Source organism: Nocardia sp. NPDC051052, assembly GCF_044456045.1.
GTDB lineage: Bacteria > Actinomycetota > Actinomycetes > Mycobacteriales > Mycobacteriaceae > Nocardia.
The window spans coordinates 251111-266782 of the sequence record NZ_JBITFL010000009.1 but is presented as its reverse complement, the minus strand read 5'-3'; the positions used below and the strand labels follow the sequence as shown (position 1 = coordinate 266782).

At 66.9% G+C, this 15672-nt stretch carries 13 protein-coding genes; 8 read left to right on the top strand and 5 right to left on the bottom strand.

Going from position 1 to position 15672, the window contains the following annotated elements; translation table 11 throughout:
* Positions 1-151: 151 nt before the first annotated feature.
* A complete protein-coding gene (locus ACIBCN_RS29865; protein WP_396995032.1) occupies positions 152-1027 on the bottom strand; it encodes a DUF2268 domain-containing protein in 876 nt (291 codons plus the stop codon).
* A gap of 376 nt (positions 1028-1403) precedes the next feature.
* On the opposite strand from ACIBCN_RS29865, the gene ACIBCN_RS29860 reads away from it, so the two are divergent.
* Positions 1404-3068, top strand: a complete 1665-nt coding sequence (locus tag ACIBCN_RS29860; RefSeq protein WP_396995031.1) for a cutinase family protein — start codon at positions 1404-1406, stop codon at positions 3066-3068.
* A 119-nt stretch (positions 3069-3187) separates the two neighbouring features.
* On the opposite strand, the gene ACIBCN_RS29855 is transcribed toward ACIBCN_RS29860, so the two are convergent.
* Positions 3188-4330 carry a N(5)-(carboxyethyl)ornithine synthase gene (locus ACIBCN_RS29855; protein WP_396995030.1) on the bottom strand — a complete coding sequence of 381 codons (1143 nt, stop codon included), beginning with the start codon at positions 4328-4330 and terminating at the stop codon, positions 3188-3190.
* Between the two features lie 198 nt (positions 4331-4528).
* Between ACIBCN_RS29855 and ACIBCN_RS29850 the strand changes: the two genes are divergently transcribed.
* The 5 genes from ACIBCN_RS29850 (at position 4529) to ACIBCN_RS29830 (ending at position 9999) form a co-directional block, all read left to right on the top strand.
* Positions 4529-5263 carry an arginase family protein gene (locus ACIBCN_RS29850; protein ID WP_396995029.1) on the top strand — a complete coding sequence of 245 codons (735 nt, stop codon included), beginning with the start codon at positions 4529-4531 and terminating at the stop codon, positions 5261-5263.
* Between the two features lie 192 nt (positions 5264-5455).
* A complete protein-coding gene (locus tag ACIBCN_RS29845) occupies positions 5456-6445 on the top strand; it encodes a DMT family transporter (protein WP_396995028.1) in 990 nt (329 codons plus the stop codon).
* Positions 6446-6502: 57 nt separating this feature from the next.
* On the top strand, positions 6503-7156 hold the full coding sequence (locus ACIBCN_RS29840; protein WP_396995027.1) for a class I SAM-dependent DNA methyltransferase: 654 nt from the start codon (positions 6503-6505) through the stop codon (positions 7154-7156).
* A 133-nt stretch (positions 7157-7289) separates the two neighbouring features.
* A complete protein-coding gene (locus ACIBCN_RS29835; RefSeq protein WP_396995026.1) occupies positions 7290-8645 on the top strand; it encodes a wax ester/triacylglycerol synthase family O-acyltransferase in 1356 nt (451 codons plus the stop codon).
* 229 nt (positions 8646-8874) lie between these two features.
* Positions 8875-9999 (top strand): NAD(P)H-dependent flavin oxidoreductase, encoded by a 1125-nt coding sequence (locus ACIBCN_RS29830; protein WP_396995025.1) that lies wholly within the window; start codon positions 8875-8877, stop codon positions 9997-9999.
* Here ACIBCN_RS29830 and ACIBCN_RS29825 read toward each other — a convergent pair whose 3' ends face one another.
* Positions 10000-10968 (bottom strand): DUF5996 family protein, encoded by a 969-nt coding sequence (locus ACIBCN_RS29825; protein WP_396995024.1) that lies wholly within the window; start codon positions 10966-10968, stop codon positions 10000-10002.
* A gap of 214 nt (positions 10969-11182) precedes the next feature.
* On the opposite strand from ACIBCN_RS29825, the gene ACIBCN_RS29820 reads away from it, so the two are divergent.
* Complete coding sequence (locus ACIBCN_RS29820) at positions 11183-11776, top strand: SRPBCC family protein (protein WP_396995023.1); 594 nt, start codon at positions 11183-11185, stop codon at positions 11774-11776.
* Between the two features lie 4 nt (positions 11777-11780).
* Here ACIBCN_RS29820 and ACIBCN_RS29815 read toward each other — a convergent pair whose 3' ends face one another.
* Together ACIBCN_RS29815 and ACIBCN_RS29810 are read right to left on the bottom strand one after the other, a co-directional pair.
* The gene (locus ACIBCN_RS29815; protein ID WP_396995022.1) at positions 11781-13118 is read right to left on the bottom strand and encodes an ABC1 kinase family protein; all 1338 of its coding nucleotides are present in this window, start codon (positions 13116-13118) and stop codon (positions 11781-11783) included.
* Positions 13119-13255: 137 nt separating this feature from the next.
* Entirely contained in the window at positions 13256-14032 is a 777-nt protein-coding gene (locus ACIBCN_RS29810; RefSeq protein ID WP_396995021.1) for a GntR family transcriptional regulator, read from the bottom strand.
* A 166-nt stretch (positions 14033-14198) separates the two neighbouring features.
* Between ACIBCN_RS29810 and ACIBCN_RS29805 the strand changes: the two genes are divergently transcribed.
* Positions 14199-15629, top strand: a complete 1431-nt coding sequence (locus ACIBCN_RS29805) for an ABC1 kinase family protein (protein WP_396995020.1) — start codon at positions 14199-14201, stop codon at positions 15627-15629.
* Positions 15630-15672: the final 43 nt, after the last annotated feature.

Genomic DNA, 15672 nt, shown 5'->3' with positions numbered 1-15672 from the left:
ACCCGGTGACACGTGCGGTTCCCGGCAAACATCAACAGTCCAGTAGGACCATTCCAAATCTTTGCTAAAGATTTGCACCCGGAATGGCGGTCACGACATCCGCGAGACGGCTGATGCCATTGTCGAAAGCGTTGCGTGACAATCTTTCACGCTACCGGTCTTTGGTCGCCACTTCGATGACGGCCGCGGCGTCGACAAGCAGGGCATCGGGCGCCTGTTTTCCGGTGGCCGCGAGATAGGCGTCGACGAGCCGGTTTCCGGCGGCATAACCCGCGCCGGTCGGCAACCCGACGGGAGTGCCGCCGAAACGCGTCGCGATCGCATCGCCGAAGACGTACGCGGCGAAGTTCTGCATGCCGCGCACGCCGAGGCCGCCGATGACCTTGTCGTACACCGCGTCATCGAGCAAAGACGGCACGCCGATGCGGGTATAGCCGAGGTCGCCGTACAGGTGCCTGGCGAACGCGTCGGCGAGACCCTCGCTGACCACGTGCTCACCGACCGTCACGGTATTCGGGTCCCACCGCACGTTGCTGTAGCGCAGATTGTGGTTCAGCTCGTGCACGGCCGCCGACTCCAGCCGCGCCAGGTTCTCCGGGCTCGGCCAGAACGCCAGCCACACGTATCCGGAGATGCCGCCATTGCCGCTCATGCCGAGGCCGACGTCGATGAAGTGCGCGTCGGTGTGGTCGCCGAGCACGATCATCACCTTGATGTCGGGGACCTGGATATCCGGTGTCGCGTTCAACTGCACCGTCAGCGCCGCGTTCATGGCGGCCTCGATCCGATCCCACGCCCGTGCGTCGTGCAGCGCTTCGAGCCCGGCCAGCGCGCCGTCGACCTCGCGGTCCACCCGGAACCCGCTGCCCATGTGGTGCAGTTGCACCAGATCCGGGGTGCCGGGAAAGTAGCGGTACATGCCCGCGGTCGGCTCCAGCATCCGGCGCAGCAGCTCGGGTCGGTCGGCGAGCGGTGCGGTCAGGATGGCGCGCGTCGCGGTGTAGCTGTCCAGCACGGTGATCGTCACGGTCGCTGACGATAGTGATTGACGTACCGTCACTGTCAACGTCTTTTCGCGCGGCTACTCGGGATCCCGAGTCGGCAATGTCACTTTTCAGCCATATGAGCGGTTTTCGACACCGCCCAGATCGAAATTCGCGAAATCCGTTACCGCGGTATTCACCAGCTGTAGCCGACCTCAACCGGACGGCGGCCATGAATGGTCGATGCCCCTATTAGTGGGGGCAAATGCTGTGGCCACAACGTGACTCGATGGTGTCCCGCGTCGCCTTATGGACTCGACACCGTAACGCTCACCTCCCCTTTCCCGACTTCCTTGGTGACGCACGGCCTCGGGGGGCCTGCCCGTCCAACATGCCGGTAATTGGAATGGGGAACAGGACATGGATTTTCGCGGGTTCTTCGCCCGACATCGTATTGCCTCGGCTGTCGCCGCGCCCGCGGTGCTCGGCGTTGCGGCGATCGTCGCGACCACGTTCGCGCTGACGTCGTCGCCGCAAACCAGGGATACGCAGCTCACCTCGTCGGTCACCGAGTGCCACGACATGGTCAGCATCTCGGTGGCTGGGCGCAATGACACACCGAAGCAGGGCACGACAAAGCTGCTGGTCGACGCCAACGGCAACGAATTGCCCGCCGCGCTGTCGGGTGACCACAGCAGCGAATGGGTCGATCCGGTGGTCAACCCGGCCGCCGGTGCCGTCGCTCCCGGGTCATACGCCGCCGTATACATCGCGTACCCGGCGAACATGGCCACCTACGAGGACGCGGTCAACGCCGGTGCCGCGAATACCGAACAGGTGATGCGGGATATCGCGCAGGCGTGCCCGGACACCAAGTTCTCGATCGTCGGCTACAGCGAGGGCGCCGACGTCGTGCGCCGCGTGGCGATGAAGGTCGGGCATCAGGAAGCCGACAAGGACGGCGCGTACGGGATCGTCGATCCGGCCAAGGTCGTGGGCGTGGTCATCCTCGCCGACGCCGGTCGCTCGGCGGGCGACGGGCCGTTCCCCGGCGCGAAGGACCCGAGCCATCCCGACGGCTTCGACCAGAATTACCAGAACGGTAAGAACCCGACGCCGGGCCAGGGTGCGCTGCCGGGTACCAGCGGGGACTTCGGTGCGCTGAACGGCAAGATCGCGTCGTTCTGCTCCGACGGTGACCTCACTTGCTCTGCGCCGCAGAACATTTCACTGCTGCAGCTGGTGGTGAACGTCGGGCGCCAGATCAACGTCGACGCGCTCCAGCAGGACGGGCTCACCCCCGCGACCGGTCAAGACGTCGCCGTGGTGCTCGGCCGTATCGCGCTCGCCGCGTTCGCCGACATCTCGTCGCAGCCGAACTGGCTCAAGAGCGACGAGACCTTCCTCCAGGTGCTGCTGAAGGTTTCGGACCCGGCCTACAAGCCCGGCCAGGCGCCGAAGGAGCCGGTGGCGAAGGCGGACGCGATCGCGGCCGACAACATGTCGCCGCTGGCCTACCTGCCGCAGAAGATCCTGAACGAGATCATCGGTCTCATCGTGACCAACCAGAACACCATCCCGGTGGTCATGAGCGACCCGTACAAGCTCACCCTCGGCCCCGACCACACCGGTCACCACTTCGATTACTGGCACGACGCCGACCCGGCCAACGGTAAGCCGATGACCTCCGCCGAATACGCGGCCGCGTGGATCACCCACCTGGCGCAGCAGGCCCAGGCGGGCAAGAAGGTCGACACCGACGCCAAGCCGACCGAGGCCGATCTCGCCGCCGCCTACAAGGCAGCGGCCCCCACCACCACGTCGCCGGCGACAACGCCGACCAAGACCGCGACATCGACGCCCAGTGCCGCACCCACCACAAGCAGCACCGCAACGACGCCGTCCCCGACAACCACGTCGCCGGGTACCACCCCGACCACCACGGTGGCCCCACAGACAACCACCTCTCCCGCTGCGCCTTCGGTCACCCAGACCGACACCACAGCGCCAACCACCACCCCGACAACAACCTCCCCCACCCCAACCACCACCAGCGGCACCCCAACCACCACCGCCGTCGGTTAACTGAATCCAAAACCGGCCCAGCGCATCACGCGCTGGGCCGGTTTTATTTTGTCTCGATCAGCCTTGCGGCTCAGCGGCATTGACGAACAACTCCCTCAGTGCACGCAAGCGACAAGGCGTCAGACGACGGCGTAGGGGTAGGCGGCGGCTCGGTTTTGAAAAGAGAGGATGCGGAGGTTTTGGACTCGGCCGTCGCGGATTTCGATGGCGCGGCGGACGGTTTCGCTGCCGTCCCAGGCGTCGGGGCCTGCCATGACGATGGGGAGGTATTCGAGGAGGGCTTCGGAGTTTTCCCAGGTGGCGGAGTTCCACAGGAAGGAGGGGCTGTGGTCGACGCCGTAGTAGTGCAGATCGTCACCGATGGTGAACATGGGGTCGGTGAACGAGGTGGGGCGCGACCATTCGAAGCCCATGCCCTCGTCGCAGGAGACATCGACGAACAGGGTGCCGCGGGCGAACAGCGGTAGATCCTCGTTCAGCACGAACATCAGCGGCTCCTCGGTGTCCTGGAGGATGCAGTTGACGACCACGTCGTACTGGGCGAGCACCTCGGCCAGCGGTCCTGGCTCGGGCGCCTTCAGTGCGAGGGTCCGGCTCGGGTTCGCGGGGTCGCGTTCGAAGTGCTGCATCCGCACCGACGCGAACGGCGAGGCGACGGCGGAGACGCTGCGCTGGGTCAGCACCGTGACGTCGCTGATGCCGAGCGCGTTCAGCGCGCGAACCGCGCCGCGCGCGGTAGCGCCGAAGCTGATCACGGCCGCCCGCATCCGGCGCCCGTAGTCGCCGCTCGAGCCGCGCAACTGGAGCGCGTGCAGCACCGAGCAGTAGCCGGCCAGCTCATTGTTCTTGTGGAAGACGTGGACGCTGAAGTTGCCTTCCTTCGTCCAGTGATTCATCGCCTCCCAGGCGATCAGCGTCAGCCCACGGTCGACGGCCAGCTGGGTCATTTGCTGGTCCTGCACACAGTGCGGCCATCCCCAGACGATCTGTCCAGCATGCAGCTGCTCCAGGTCCTCGGGCAGCGGCTTGGGCAGCAACAGCACGTCACACTCGGCGAACAGCTCCTCGCGGCTGCGATGTCCGGCGACCAGCGGGGCGAGGTGCTCGTCGGTATAGCCGAATCGGTCGCCGTAGCCGCGCTCGAGGAAAACGCGCTCGCGAAGCCCCGGATCGATCCGGTCCAGGTGCGCCGGATGGATCGCCAACCGGTGCTCGTCCTCTTTGCGGGAGGTCGCTACTACACCGATCGTTAGTTGCTTCACCAAATGAGCCTACGCGCATCCAGCCACATGACCTGCCACATCTTGCCCGGTCAGCGCCACGATCACCGATCGTGTGTAGCACCGATGCGCGAACGAAAGCGGCTCGGCCACATAGCCGAATCGCCACGCTGCGGTGCGGCGCCGGAGCCGCCGGATAATCGGGTGCTGACCGCCGGTCGCCGAATTAGTCTCAGGCTCATGCGTTTTCTCGTGCCCTATCACCTCGACGAGCACCTGCCCGAGCTCGACGCGCCCATAGACCCGGACGAGGTGATCGCCCCGGACTTGCCGGACGTCGATGACCCGTGGGCACGGATGGCGGTGCTGTACGACACGGTCGCGGAGCGGGTGGCCGGGGCCCTGCGCCGGGCCGATCATCCGGTGGTGGTCGCGTCCGGCGACTGTACGACCTCGCTGGGTGTCGTGGCCGGAATGCAGCGGGCCGGATTCGAACCGTCGATCGTCTGGTTCGACGCGCACGGCGACGTGCAAACGCTGGAGACGTCCGCCTCCGGATACCTCGGCGGCATGCCGCTGCGGATGCTCACCGGGTACGGCAGGCATCTGATCGCCGATCGAATCGGCTTGTCCGACATTCCCGAAGAACGCGCCATCCTGGTCGACGGCCGCGACCTCGACCCGCCGGAGGCGGAGTTCCTGCGCACCGCGCGGATCCGGCACCGCACGGTGGACGACCTCGGCGACCTGCCGGGCGGCCCGCTCTACCTGCATCTCGACTGCGATGTGGTCGATCCGAGCGACCTACCGGGACTACTGTTCCCCGCACCGGGCGGCCCGAGCCTGCACACCGTCTCCGGTGCCATCCGCGACATCGTGGACACCGGCCGAGTGGCCGCCTTCGGACTGGCCTGCACCTGGCACAACGACCAGGGCGCCGCCGCCCGCATGCGCCCGCTGGTCGATTCGGTCTGAGCCTTATCCGTCGCGCGCGGCCGAAAAGCGCTGGTAACTCGACCGGTCCGCGGAAGTGGCCTGGTCCAAGCCCCGAGAAGTGGATCTGTCGGATGATCGGATCTCCTGTATAAGCTCCCGTTTGATCGAAAGCGAGTGGAGCATGCCAGTTACTACCTCCCCCCTTGTTCTGCGCCGACGGGCGGTCGTGCGATGACCCGACGCGGATGGCTGCTGTTCCTCGCGATGGGCGTGATCTGGGGCGTGCCGTACGCGATGATCCGCATCGCGGTGACGGACTTCGACCCGGTGGTGGTCGCGTTCGGCCGGACGTTGATCGGCGCACTGGTGCTGCTGCCGATCGCGTTGTACACCAAGGCATTAGCGCCGGTGTTCCGCCGATGGCGGCCGCTGCTGTTGTACACGGCGGTGGAGATCGTCGGTCCGTGGTTGTTCATCGGGTTCGCGGAAACCACGCTGAACAGCTCGACCGTCGGGTTGTTGATCGCGGCCGTGCCGTTGATCGCGGTGGTCATCGTGACCAAGCTCGGCCAGGACCGATTCGACCGGCGACGCGTGACCGGACTGCTGGTCGGGTTCGCGGGTGTGGCCGCGCTGGTCGGCCTCGATTTCGACCTGTCCAATCCGGCGGCCCTCGGCGCGATCGCCTTGACCACCATCGGTTACGCGGTCGGGCCGATCGTGATCAACCGGGCGCTGGCCGACCTGCCGCCGCTCGGCGTGGTGACCGCGTCGCTGATCATCGCCGCCGTGGTCTACGCGCCGTTCGCGGCCTGGCGCCGACCGGCCAGTTATCCCGCCGACGCCACGCTGTCCGTCTTCGGCCTCGCGCTGATCTGCACCGCCGCCGCGTTCCTGTTGTTCTTCGCGCTGATCTCCGAGGTCGGCCCGGCCCGCGCGACCGTCATCACCTACATCAATCCCGCGGTGGCCATCGTGCTCGGCGTCGCGGCGCTCGGCGAACCACTCACCGCGGGCATGGCGATCGGCTTCCCGCTGGTGATCCTCGGCTCGATCCTCGGCACCGCCCGCAGCCGCGAGATACCCGAGGAGGCTTTGTGCACCACACCAGCGGCCCCCGAGGCGGCCACCATTACCCGCGAGGTGATCGACCGCGGCCAGACCGAGGAGCACGCCGCCGCGAAGGGAGACGACGTCGAGAGCGGTACGCGGACAGCCTGAACCGTTTACCTTCGAGGGCAATGTCTGAACCACTCCGGCGCTGTGGATGATGTTGGGGTGGTTGGAAATCGGAACGCCCCCGCCGACGTGGACATCACCCGCAACGCCTACAACGACATCGCGGACGTCTACGCGGAATTCGCTAAGAACCATCTCGCCGGACAGCCGCATGATCGCGCCATGCTTGCCGTGTTCGCGGAACTGGTGCAGGCCAACGGTTCCGGCGCCGTCGCCGACATCGGTTGTGGTGAAGGACGAATCACCGCACACCTGAACACGCTCGGGCTACCGGCCTTCGGCATCGATCTGTCCTCGGCGATGATCGCCCTGGCCCGGCGGCAGTATCCGGAGCTGTCCTTCGACGAGGGCTCGATGGAGCAGCTGGCGCTCGGCGATGCCAGCGTGCGCGGGATCGTCGCGTGGTATTCGTTCATTCATCTCCCGCCCGAACGCATGCCGGAGGTGTTGGCCGAGTTCTATCGGGTACTCGAGGGGGAAGGGCACGCGCTGCTTGCCTTCTTCGCGACCGACGCACCCGACACGGTAGAAGCGTTCGACCACAAGGTAACTCGCGCCTACCGATGGTCACCGGAGCGACTTGCCGCACTGTTGCGGGACGCCGGATTCACGGTGCGTACGCGAATGGTCAGGGAGCCGGATCCGGGCGAACGATTCCAGCAGGCCTACTTACTGGTATCAAAGCTTCGCTAAAGACAGCGCAGCGGCCGTCCGGACCAGGTAACTTAGTGGTGTCGCGCAGGATTCATGGCTGCGCGCGGGCCCGCCCGACAACGTGGTCGATTCGATTACACACCACCACCTGTCGTCAGGGGGCGACCACACCATGGATCTCATCGCACCGATTGATGCTGTCTTCCTGCTTGCCGAATCCCGCGAACACCCGATGCACGTCGGCTCACTCCAGCTGTTCGAGGCGCCCGACGACGCCGGACCCGACTTCGCCGGGCAGACCTTCGAAAAGTTGTTGGCCCGCACAGACATCGACTCGACCTTCCGTAAGCGCCCGGCCACCCTGTTCGGCGCCCCGCAAATGGCGTGGACCAGGGAAGACGACGTCGAGCTCGAATACCACGTCCGCCGCCTCGCGCTACCGCGCCCCGGCCGGATGGACCAACTGGTCGAGCTGGCGTCCCGATTGCACAGCAACCTGCTCGACCGGCACCGGCCGCTGTGGGAGGTCTACCTCATCGAGGGCCTCGCCGACGGCCGCTTCGCCGTCTACTCGAAGATGCATCACGCCCTGATCGACGGCGTCTCCGCGCAACGCGTGATGCAGCGGACGCTGACCAGCGAACCGACCGCGCACGAGACCAAGGTCCCGTGGAATCTACCGAGGACGCCGCGCAAGCCCGCAGCCGAGTCCGGCTCCGGACTGCGCGGCGCGGCCCGAAACCTGTTGGCGGCGGCCGCATCCGGGCCGACCCTGCTGCGGACCGCCCGCTCGGTGTTGCTACAGCAGCAGCTGACCATGCCGTTCGAGGCACCGCGCACCATGTTCAACGTGCCCATCGGCGGAGCCCGCCGCACCGTGGTCCGCTCCTGGCCGCTGGAGCGGATCAAGCAGGTCAAGAAGGCCACCGGCTCGACCATCAACGACGTGGTGCTCACCATGTCCGCCGGTGCGCTGCGCTCCTACCTCGCAGAGCGAGATGCTTTGCCGGACAAGCCATTGATTGCGATGGTGCCGATGTCGCTGCGCTCGGCCGACGATGTCGAGACCAATGGCGTGAAGGTCGGCGCCGTGCTGTGCAACCTCGGCACCGACATCGCCGATCCGCTGGACCGACTACGCGTGGTCAGCGAATCGATGCGCAAGAGCAAGGACGTGTACAGCTCGCTGTCCAGCGTCCAGACGATGGCGTTGTCCGCGCTCATGGTCAGCCCGGTCGCCCTCAGCCTGCTGCCCGGCCTCATCCCGCTGACCAGTCCGGCGTTCAATATCGTCATCTCGAACGTGCCCGGCCCGCGCGAACCGATGTACTGGAACGGTGCCCGGCTCGACGCCACCTACCCGATGTCCATCCCGTTCGACGGCCAGGCCGTGAACATCACACTGACCACCACCGCGGGCAATCTGGACTTCGGGCTGGTCGGCTGCCGGCGCAGCGTTCCGGAACTTCCCCGCCTGCTCGACCACCTGGAAAACGCGCTGAGCGAGCTGGAGGAAGCCGCCGTCTGAAAGAGGTCTGCCGAGCAAAACTAGAACGTGTTACTGTCGAGGAATGGTGTACCGACCAGTCGAGGACGCCGCGGCCGTGTCATGGCGATCTCTACGGCCCGCGGCGAATTCGACGGGTCGGAGTCCGAGCATGCTCCGGACGGCACCGCGGACAACTATGTAACTCGTTCTAGGACAAGCTGCTGTACGTCGTTCGCGGCGGCGCGGCAGCGAGGGAGACCAGCACGCCATGCGTACCGAAATCTGCGAACGGCTCGGGATCGAATTCCCCATCTTCGCGTTCACCCACTGCCGCGACGTAGCGGCCGCGGTCAGCAATGCCGGCGGTCTCGGCGTGCTCGGCGCGGTCGGCTTCACCGCCGAGGAGTTAGAGGTCGAGCTGAGCTGGCTCGACGAACATGTGCACGGCGTGTACGGCGTCGACCTGGTGATTCCAAGCAAGTACGAGGGCAAGGGCATCGACGGCCTCACCCCCGACGAGCTGGAATCCAAACTGGCCGAACTGGTTCCGCACGGCCACCGCGATTTCGCCGAGAAGATCCTGGCCGACCACGGCGTGCCCGCGCTGCCCGACGGCGAGCGGCACAACCAGCTGCTCGGCTGGACCGCGACCACCGCGGCCCCGCAGGTCGAGGTGATCCTGCGGCATCCGAAGGCCAAGCTGGTCGCCAATGCCCTCGGCACCCCGCCCGACGACGTGATCAAGCAGGTGCAGGATTCCGGCAGGCTCATCGGCGCGCTGTGCGGCTCGGTGAAGCACGCGCTCAACCACAAGAACGCGGGCCTGGACTTCGTGGTCTGCCAGGGCACCGAGGGTGGCGGGCACTGCGGCGAGATCTCGTCGCTGGTGCTGTGGCCGCAGGTGATCGACGCCGTCGGCGACCTGCCCGTGCTCGCGGCGGGCGGCGTCGGCAACGGCCGCCAGGTCGCCGCCGCGATGGCGATGGGCGCGGCGGGCGCGTGGACCGGCTCGCTGTGGCTGACCGTCGAGGAGGCCAATGTGCCGCCCGCGCAGATGCAGACCTACATCGACGCGTCCAGCCACGACACCGTGCGCTCGCGCTCGTGGACCGGCAAGCCGTGCCGCATGCTGCGCAACGACTGGACCGACGCCTGGGAACAGGCCGACACCCCCGACCCGCTGCCCATGCCGCTGCAGATGATGGTGGCCCTGGACGGCGTCAAACGCGGGCACCGCTACCCCGAGGCCGCCAAGGACGTGAACTTCAACCCGGTCGGCCAGGTGGTCGGCATGATGACCAAGGTCGAGCGTTCCGCGGACGTGGTGAACCGGCTGATCCAGGAGTACGTCGAGGCCTGCGACCGGCTCAACAAACTCAACGGCAGTCTGTAGTTACTCCGGGCCCGGCCAGCCCTTTGCGCGCAGCACCGGGTCGGTGACGCCGCCCCAGCAGGTGAGCTGGTCGGTGTCCCACCCGGCCAGCTCGGCGCCGTTCGCGTAGACGGACTGGAAGAACTCGAGTGCGGCGCCGACCGGGTCAGCGGCCTCGCGGGCGGCGTCGTACGGGTAGTACGCCGAGTGGCCCGCGCCGGAGGTGACCCAGTGCGCGCCCGCCGGGGTCAGCGGGCGTTCGGCCAGGCCGGCGGGCTCGGGTGCGGTGTAGGAGTAGAAGGTCGGCTCGGGCACCTTGTCGTCGCCGAACCAGAAGCCGGAGCTGATCACCTCGCGCGAGTACGCCTCCCGGGTCACCGAATCCACCGTGCCCGGCAGCTCGATGTGCCGCGGCGAGAACCGCTGCACCGCGATATCGAAGGTGTGCCAGAACAATTGGACCGGGCTGATCTTGCCGGAGTAGGTCGCGCTGAACTCCTCCAGCACCCGCCCGACCTGGCTCTGCACCCGAAAAGCGTGCTGCGCCTTGGCCGGATCGTAGTCACGGTGTTCGTCGTCGTCCTCGAACGGGCGCCGCACGTCCGGCAGATCGAACGGATGCGGGTGCGCGAGAACGACATCCACGTCCACATCGCGTAGCCCGTTCATCACGTCACCGTAAAAGGTGGCCACCGACTGGTCGACGAGATCGATCTCGACCTGCGTCCCCTGATCCGTCGCGATCCGCAGCACATGATCGAAGAAGTCGAACGCGCAGGTGAACACCGGACCGGTGCGGGCCGAGCCGAGCGGGACGGTGGTCCAGCCGCGCGCGGTGAGCCGGTAGGTCATATGCCACCAGTGGTTGCGCCGGACCCCCTTGGCCAGCGCCACCTTGCCCACGATCTGGGCGAAACGATGCAGCGTCTCCTTGGTCGGCCGCCAGGTTTCCAGCGGAATCGCGGGCAACGGTTCGAATGAGACGGTCATGCACAAACGGTACGCCGACGCCCACCCCGCCAGCCGAGCCAGCGGTCTATCCATACTGTCTCAGACAGGGTATATTTCTGGGCGCGCTCCTGCCGAAGCGCACAAGGGATCACGCTCGAGCTGCGGCGGTTGCTCGCGGGAACGTGGCGGCACGAGTACACCGACCCACTGCCCGTCGCCGCCGACCATCGCAGCAGCACAAGGAGTAACCAGTATGCCGATCTGGCTCATCATCGCCGTCGTAGTACTCGTCCTCGTTCTTGCCGGATCGGCGATGCTCGTCGTACTACGGCGCTGGGCCAAGGCCGCGCTTGCGGGCGGCGGCAGTTCACTCAAACCCGTAGAGGCCGACAAACTACGGCACTTCGTCGAGAACAAGGCGGCCTTCGTGGTCACCGTCGAGCGCACCTTCGACGCGTCACCGGATCGCGTCTGGGCGGCGCTCGACACCAATGGCCTGTTCTCCTGGTTGCCGTTGATCAATGGCATGCGCTATCGCGACCAGGCCCGCAACGTCGGCACCACCCGTGTCTTCGACGGTTTGCTGGTTGCCGGTGCGGAACAGGTGATCACCAGGGCGGCGGGCGATCGGCTCGCGCTGACCGCTACCACCTCCTCGGTGCCGTTCGTCATGAAGTCGATCGTCGAGGAATACGCGCTCAGCCCAACGGGTTCCGGCGCGACAACCCTCACCTGGACACTCGCCGCGCAGCCCCGCTTCGGCTGGCTGCTGCCATATCAGCTGTTCGCGCCGCTGGCCCGTCCGCTCGCGCGGTGGAGTCTCGGCGGGCTCGCCACTCGCATCTGAGCGGTCAAGCGGCGGCTCCGTCCGCACCGAAGCCAGGCAGCCAACGGGAGACCAGCTCGACGAACGGACCCTCGGCGTCGAGCTGGGCGCACACCCCGACCACGCCCGCGAACACCCGGCCGAGCATCGCCAGCTCCGGAATCTCGGTGGGGGCCTTCACCGCCCTGGTGTTGATCAGCGACACATTCTTCATGTCGAGTGCCCGAGCGGTGTGCCCCTGCAACAGTTCTCGGCTGATGTGCACGCTGTCGCCATTGAGCTGCGCCACGATCGGCGCGACCAGCCGCTCGATCGGGCCGAGTTCCAGCGCGTGCCCCGGACGAACGAAACCGTTGTCCCGCAATACGATTGCCAGCTGCTCGTAGTCCTCCTGTACCGCATGGCGGGCCAGCTCTCCGATCACCGCAGGGATCCCCGCGGGCAGCGCGATCGACGCGCCGAAGTCGATGACGCCGAGCCGACCGTCCTCGAGCAGCTGGAAGTTGCCGGGATGCGGGTCGCAGTGCAGATAGCCGACCCGCACGGGTGCGGACAGCGAGAACTCTACGAGCAGTCGGCCCGCGCGATCCCGCTGCGCCTTGGTGCCGTCGACGATGATCTTGGCCAGCGGGGTGGCCTGCATCCATTCGGAGACAAGCACTTTCGGTGCGCTCGCGATGACCTTGGGTACCTGGAAAGCCGGGTCCCCCGCGAATACTTTGGCGAAGCGGCGCTGGTGATCCGCCTCGATTCGGTAGTCGAGCTCGTCGGCCGTGCGGTCGATGAACTCGGCGATCAAGGACTTGGCGTCCGCGCCCGGCATCATGAGACCGAAAGCGCCGGAGAACATCTGGAGCATCTTCAGGTCCGACATGAGGGCGGTGTCGGCACCCGGGTACTGCACCTTTACCGCGACCACGCGGCCGTCACGCCATACGGCACGGTGCACCTGCCCGATGCTGGCCGCGGCGATCGGCTTGTCGTCGAACTCGGTGAAACGCTCGCGCCAGCGGGTGCCGAGCTGTTCGGCGAGCATCCGGTGCACCGAACCGGTGGGCATGGGCGGCGCCTGCGACTGCAGCCGGGTGAGCGCGTCCCGATAGCGGTCCGCGAAACGCGGCGGGATGCCGGCCTCGGCGACGCTCAGCGCCTGACCGAGCTTCATCGCGCCGCCCTTGAGCTCGCCGAGCACGGCGAACATCTGATCCGCTGCCTTGTCGATGAGCTCGTCGTCGAGTTCGCCGCGCGGTATGCCGGTCATCATCGCGCGACCGGTCGCGGTGACCCGGCGGGCCATGATGCCCATCGGCAGCCCGGCCAATTTCGCCGACCGCGCCAAACCCTTACGCCTACTGCCTGCCATGGTTACCTCGCTTCGGTGCGTACCACTCACCCTATTCTGTCTGAGACAGCGAGGCAATGGGGCGATACGTCAGCGCGGCCGGAATTCGGCGCGCAAAAAAGCGACTTCCGACGGGCGTGGTTGAGCGATGCGCACCGTCAGGCGGTGGCCGCGTGCCCCCGGGCGGTTTGCTCGTCGGATGCGCCGACCAGCTCGTCGAACCGAAGGATCACCCGCTCGTGGTACATCCCGAACAGGTCTTCGAACAGCGCGACCTGCGCCTCGGACGGCCCGGAACCGGAGTCCCACACCGCCGCGAGCGCCCGCCAGACGAGCACATGCAGATCCGGCGCGCCCGCGAAAAACGCCTCGACCGCCTCCGGCACCTCGAGCACCATCTCGCCGACCGAGTTCAGAATCGCCCGCTGCATGGTGAGCCCGAGCGCGGTGAGTAGCCGGCGAACCAGGCCCACCTCGATGCCCAGAAGCTGGCGCAGATCCGGATCGTCCTGTCGGGCAATGGCTTCGAGCTTGTCGATCTCGGCCTTGAGTTCGGCCTGATCGATCGCCTGCTCGCTGCCCGTGTAGGCGAGCAGCGTCTCCATCACGATGCCGCGCTCGACATCGACGATGTCGCGGAACATCTCTATCGCGATGTCCGGCATCGGAATCGAGAAGCGGAACAGCTGCCGGTACACATCGACGCCGCCGGCCTCGCGGACGTCACGAATGGTGAAACCCTTGCCACGGCGCGCCTCGACGAACCCGTTTGTCTCCAGCCGCCCCAGCGTCAACTGCGCGGTCGCCCGGTTCATATCGAACTCTTCGGCTACCTGGCGCACGGACGGCATGAGGTCCCCCGGCTGATACTCCCCCGCGGCAACCCGGCGTGCCAACTCATCGGCAACGTCGGCGACTACCGTCTGGGCTCCCATCGAAGTCACCTTTCGACTACGTTAGATTACGTCCCAGACAGTCTAAGCCCTACTGTGCCAGACTGCACGTGTGCAACACTGGTCCGCGCACAGTGTGAGGTGAGTCATGGCGATCCGGCGCAGCGGCGACAGTTCTGACGAGGGTTCAACGGGCAGGCGCTCGCGCTTGTTCGCGTCGAGGTCCGACGGCAAACCCCCAGTTCGCGCGGCCGTTCGCAATGCCAAGCTTGCCGCGCTGCCGATCGCCTTCGCCGGACGGCAGGCCACGGGCGTTGGCAAGCGCGCGCTCGGCAGATCGTCCGAAGAAGTCAATCGAGACATCCAGTTGCGCACCGCGCAGCACATGTTCGAGGTGCTCGGCGAGCTGAAGGGCTGTGCCGCGAAACTCGGTCAGCTGCTTGCCATTTACGAGCTCGGGCTGCCGCCGGAAATCGCCGAGCCGTACCGGATCGCGCTGAGCCAGCTGCAGGATTCGGCGCCGATCATGCTGCCCAACACCGTGCACGAGGCCATCGCGGCCAGCATGGGCGCGGACTGGCGCCGGCATTTCCGGGAGTTCGACGATCGGCGGGCGGCCGCCGCCTCGCTCGGCCAGGTGCACCGCGCGGTGTGGCACGACGGCAGGCAGGTCGCGGTCAAGGTGATGTACCCCGGTGGCCGCCAGGCCGTCGAGGCCGACCTGGAGCAACTGCGCCGGATCTCGCATCTGGCCACTGTTTTCCTGCCCGGCGCCGACGTCAAAGCCGTCACCGCGGCGATCTGCGACGGCGTCCGCGAGGAACTGGACTACGCGGCCGAGGCCGAGCATCAGCGCACCTTCGCCGCGGCCTACGCCGACGATCCGGACTTCTACGTGGCGCAGGTGGTCGCGCAGCGCGGCGACGTGTTGATCACCGAGTGGGTCGAGGGCACCCCGCTGACCCGGATCGTCGCCTCCGGCACACAGGCCGAACGCGACCGTGTCGGCATGCTGATGGTCCGCTTCGTGACCTCCGGCTGGGGGCGGCACGGGCTGCTCTACGCCGACCCGCATCCGGGTAACTTCCGGGTGCTGCCGGACGGACGACTCGGCGTGGTCGATTTCGGGGCCTGCTGTGCCTGGCCGCCGGACGGTTTCGAGGAACTGGCGCTGGACTACTGCAAGGCCTTCTTCCAGGGCGGCGGGCCGGACAAGCTGGAGGCGGCCACCCGGCGGCACGGCTTCGTCACCATCGGCCGCCCGTTCGATACCGAGGCGCTCTACGCGGTCGTCGAACCGTGCAGCGAGCCCTTCAAGCACGCCACCTATCGGATGACCACACCCTGGCTGCGCAAGCAGGTGCTGCGCACCACGAATCCCCGGCTGTCGAATGTGGTGCGCGAGATGACCATGCCCGCCTACTTCACCCCGTTCGCCAGGGCCGCGCTCACCCTGGTCGGCGTGCTGAGCCAGCTGGAGACCGAGGGTCCGTACCGCGAGGAGATCCTGCGCTGGATGCCGGCGCTGGCCGAGGCGCTCGGGGCCGTCGACGTTCCCGACCCGGACCGTCCGGTGGACTTGGCCGCCGTGCGCAAGCGGCGAAACGACACGGACAACCGGCAGATGTCGGTCGGCTGACCCGATAGCTCGAAGCTTCGCAGTCCCGCGGGGCTGGCTGCCG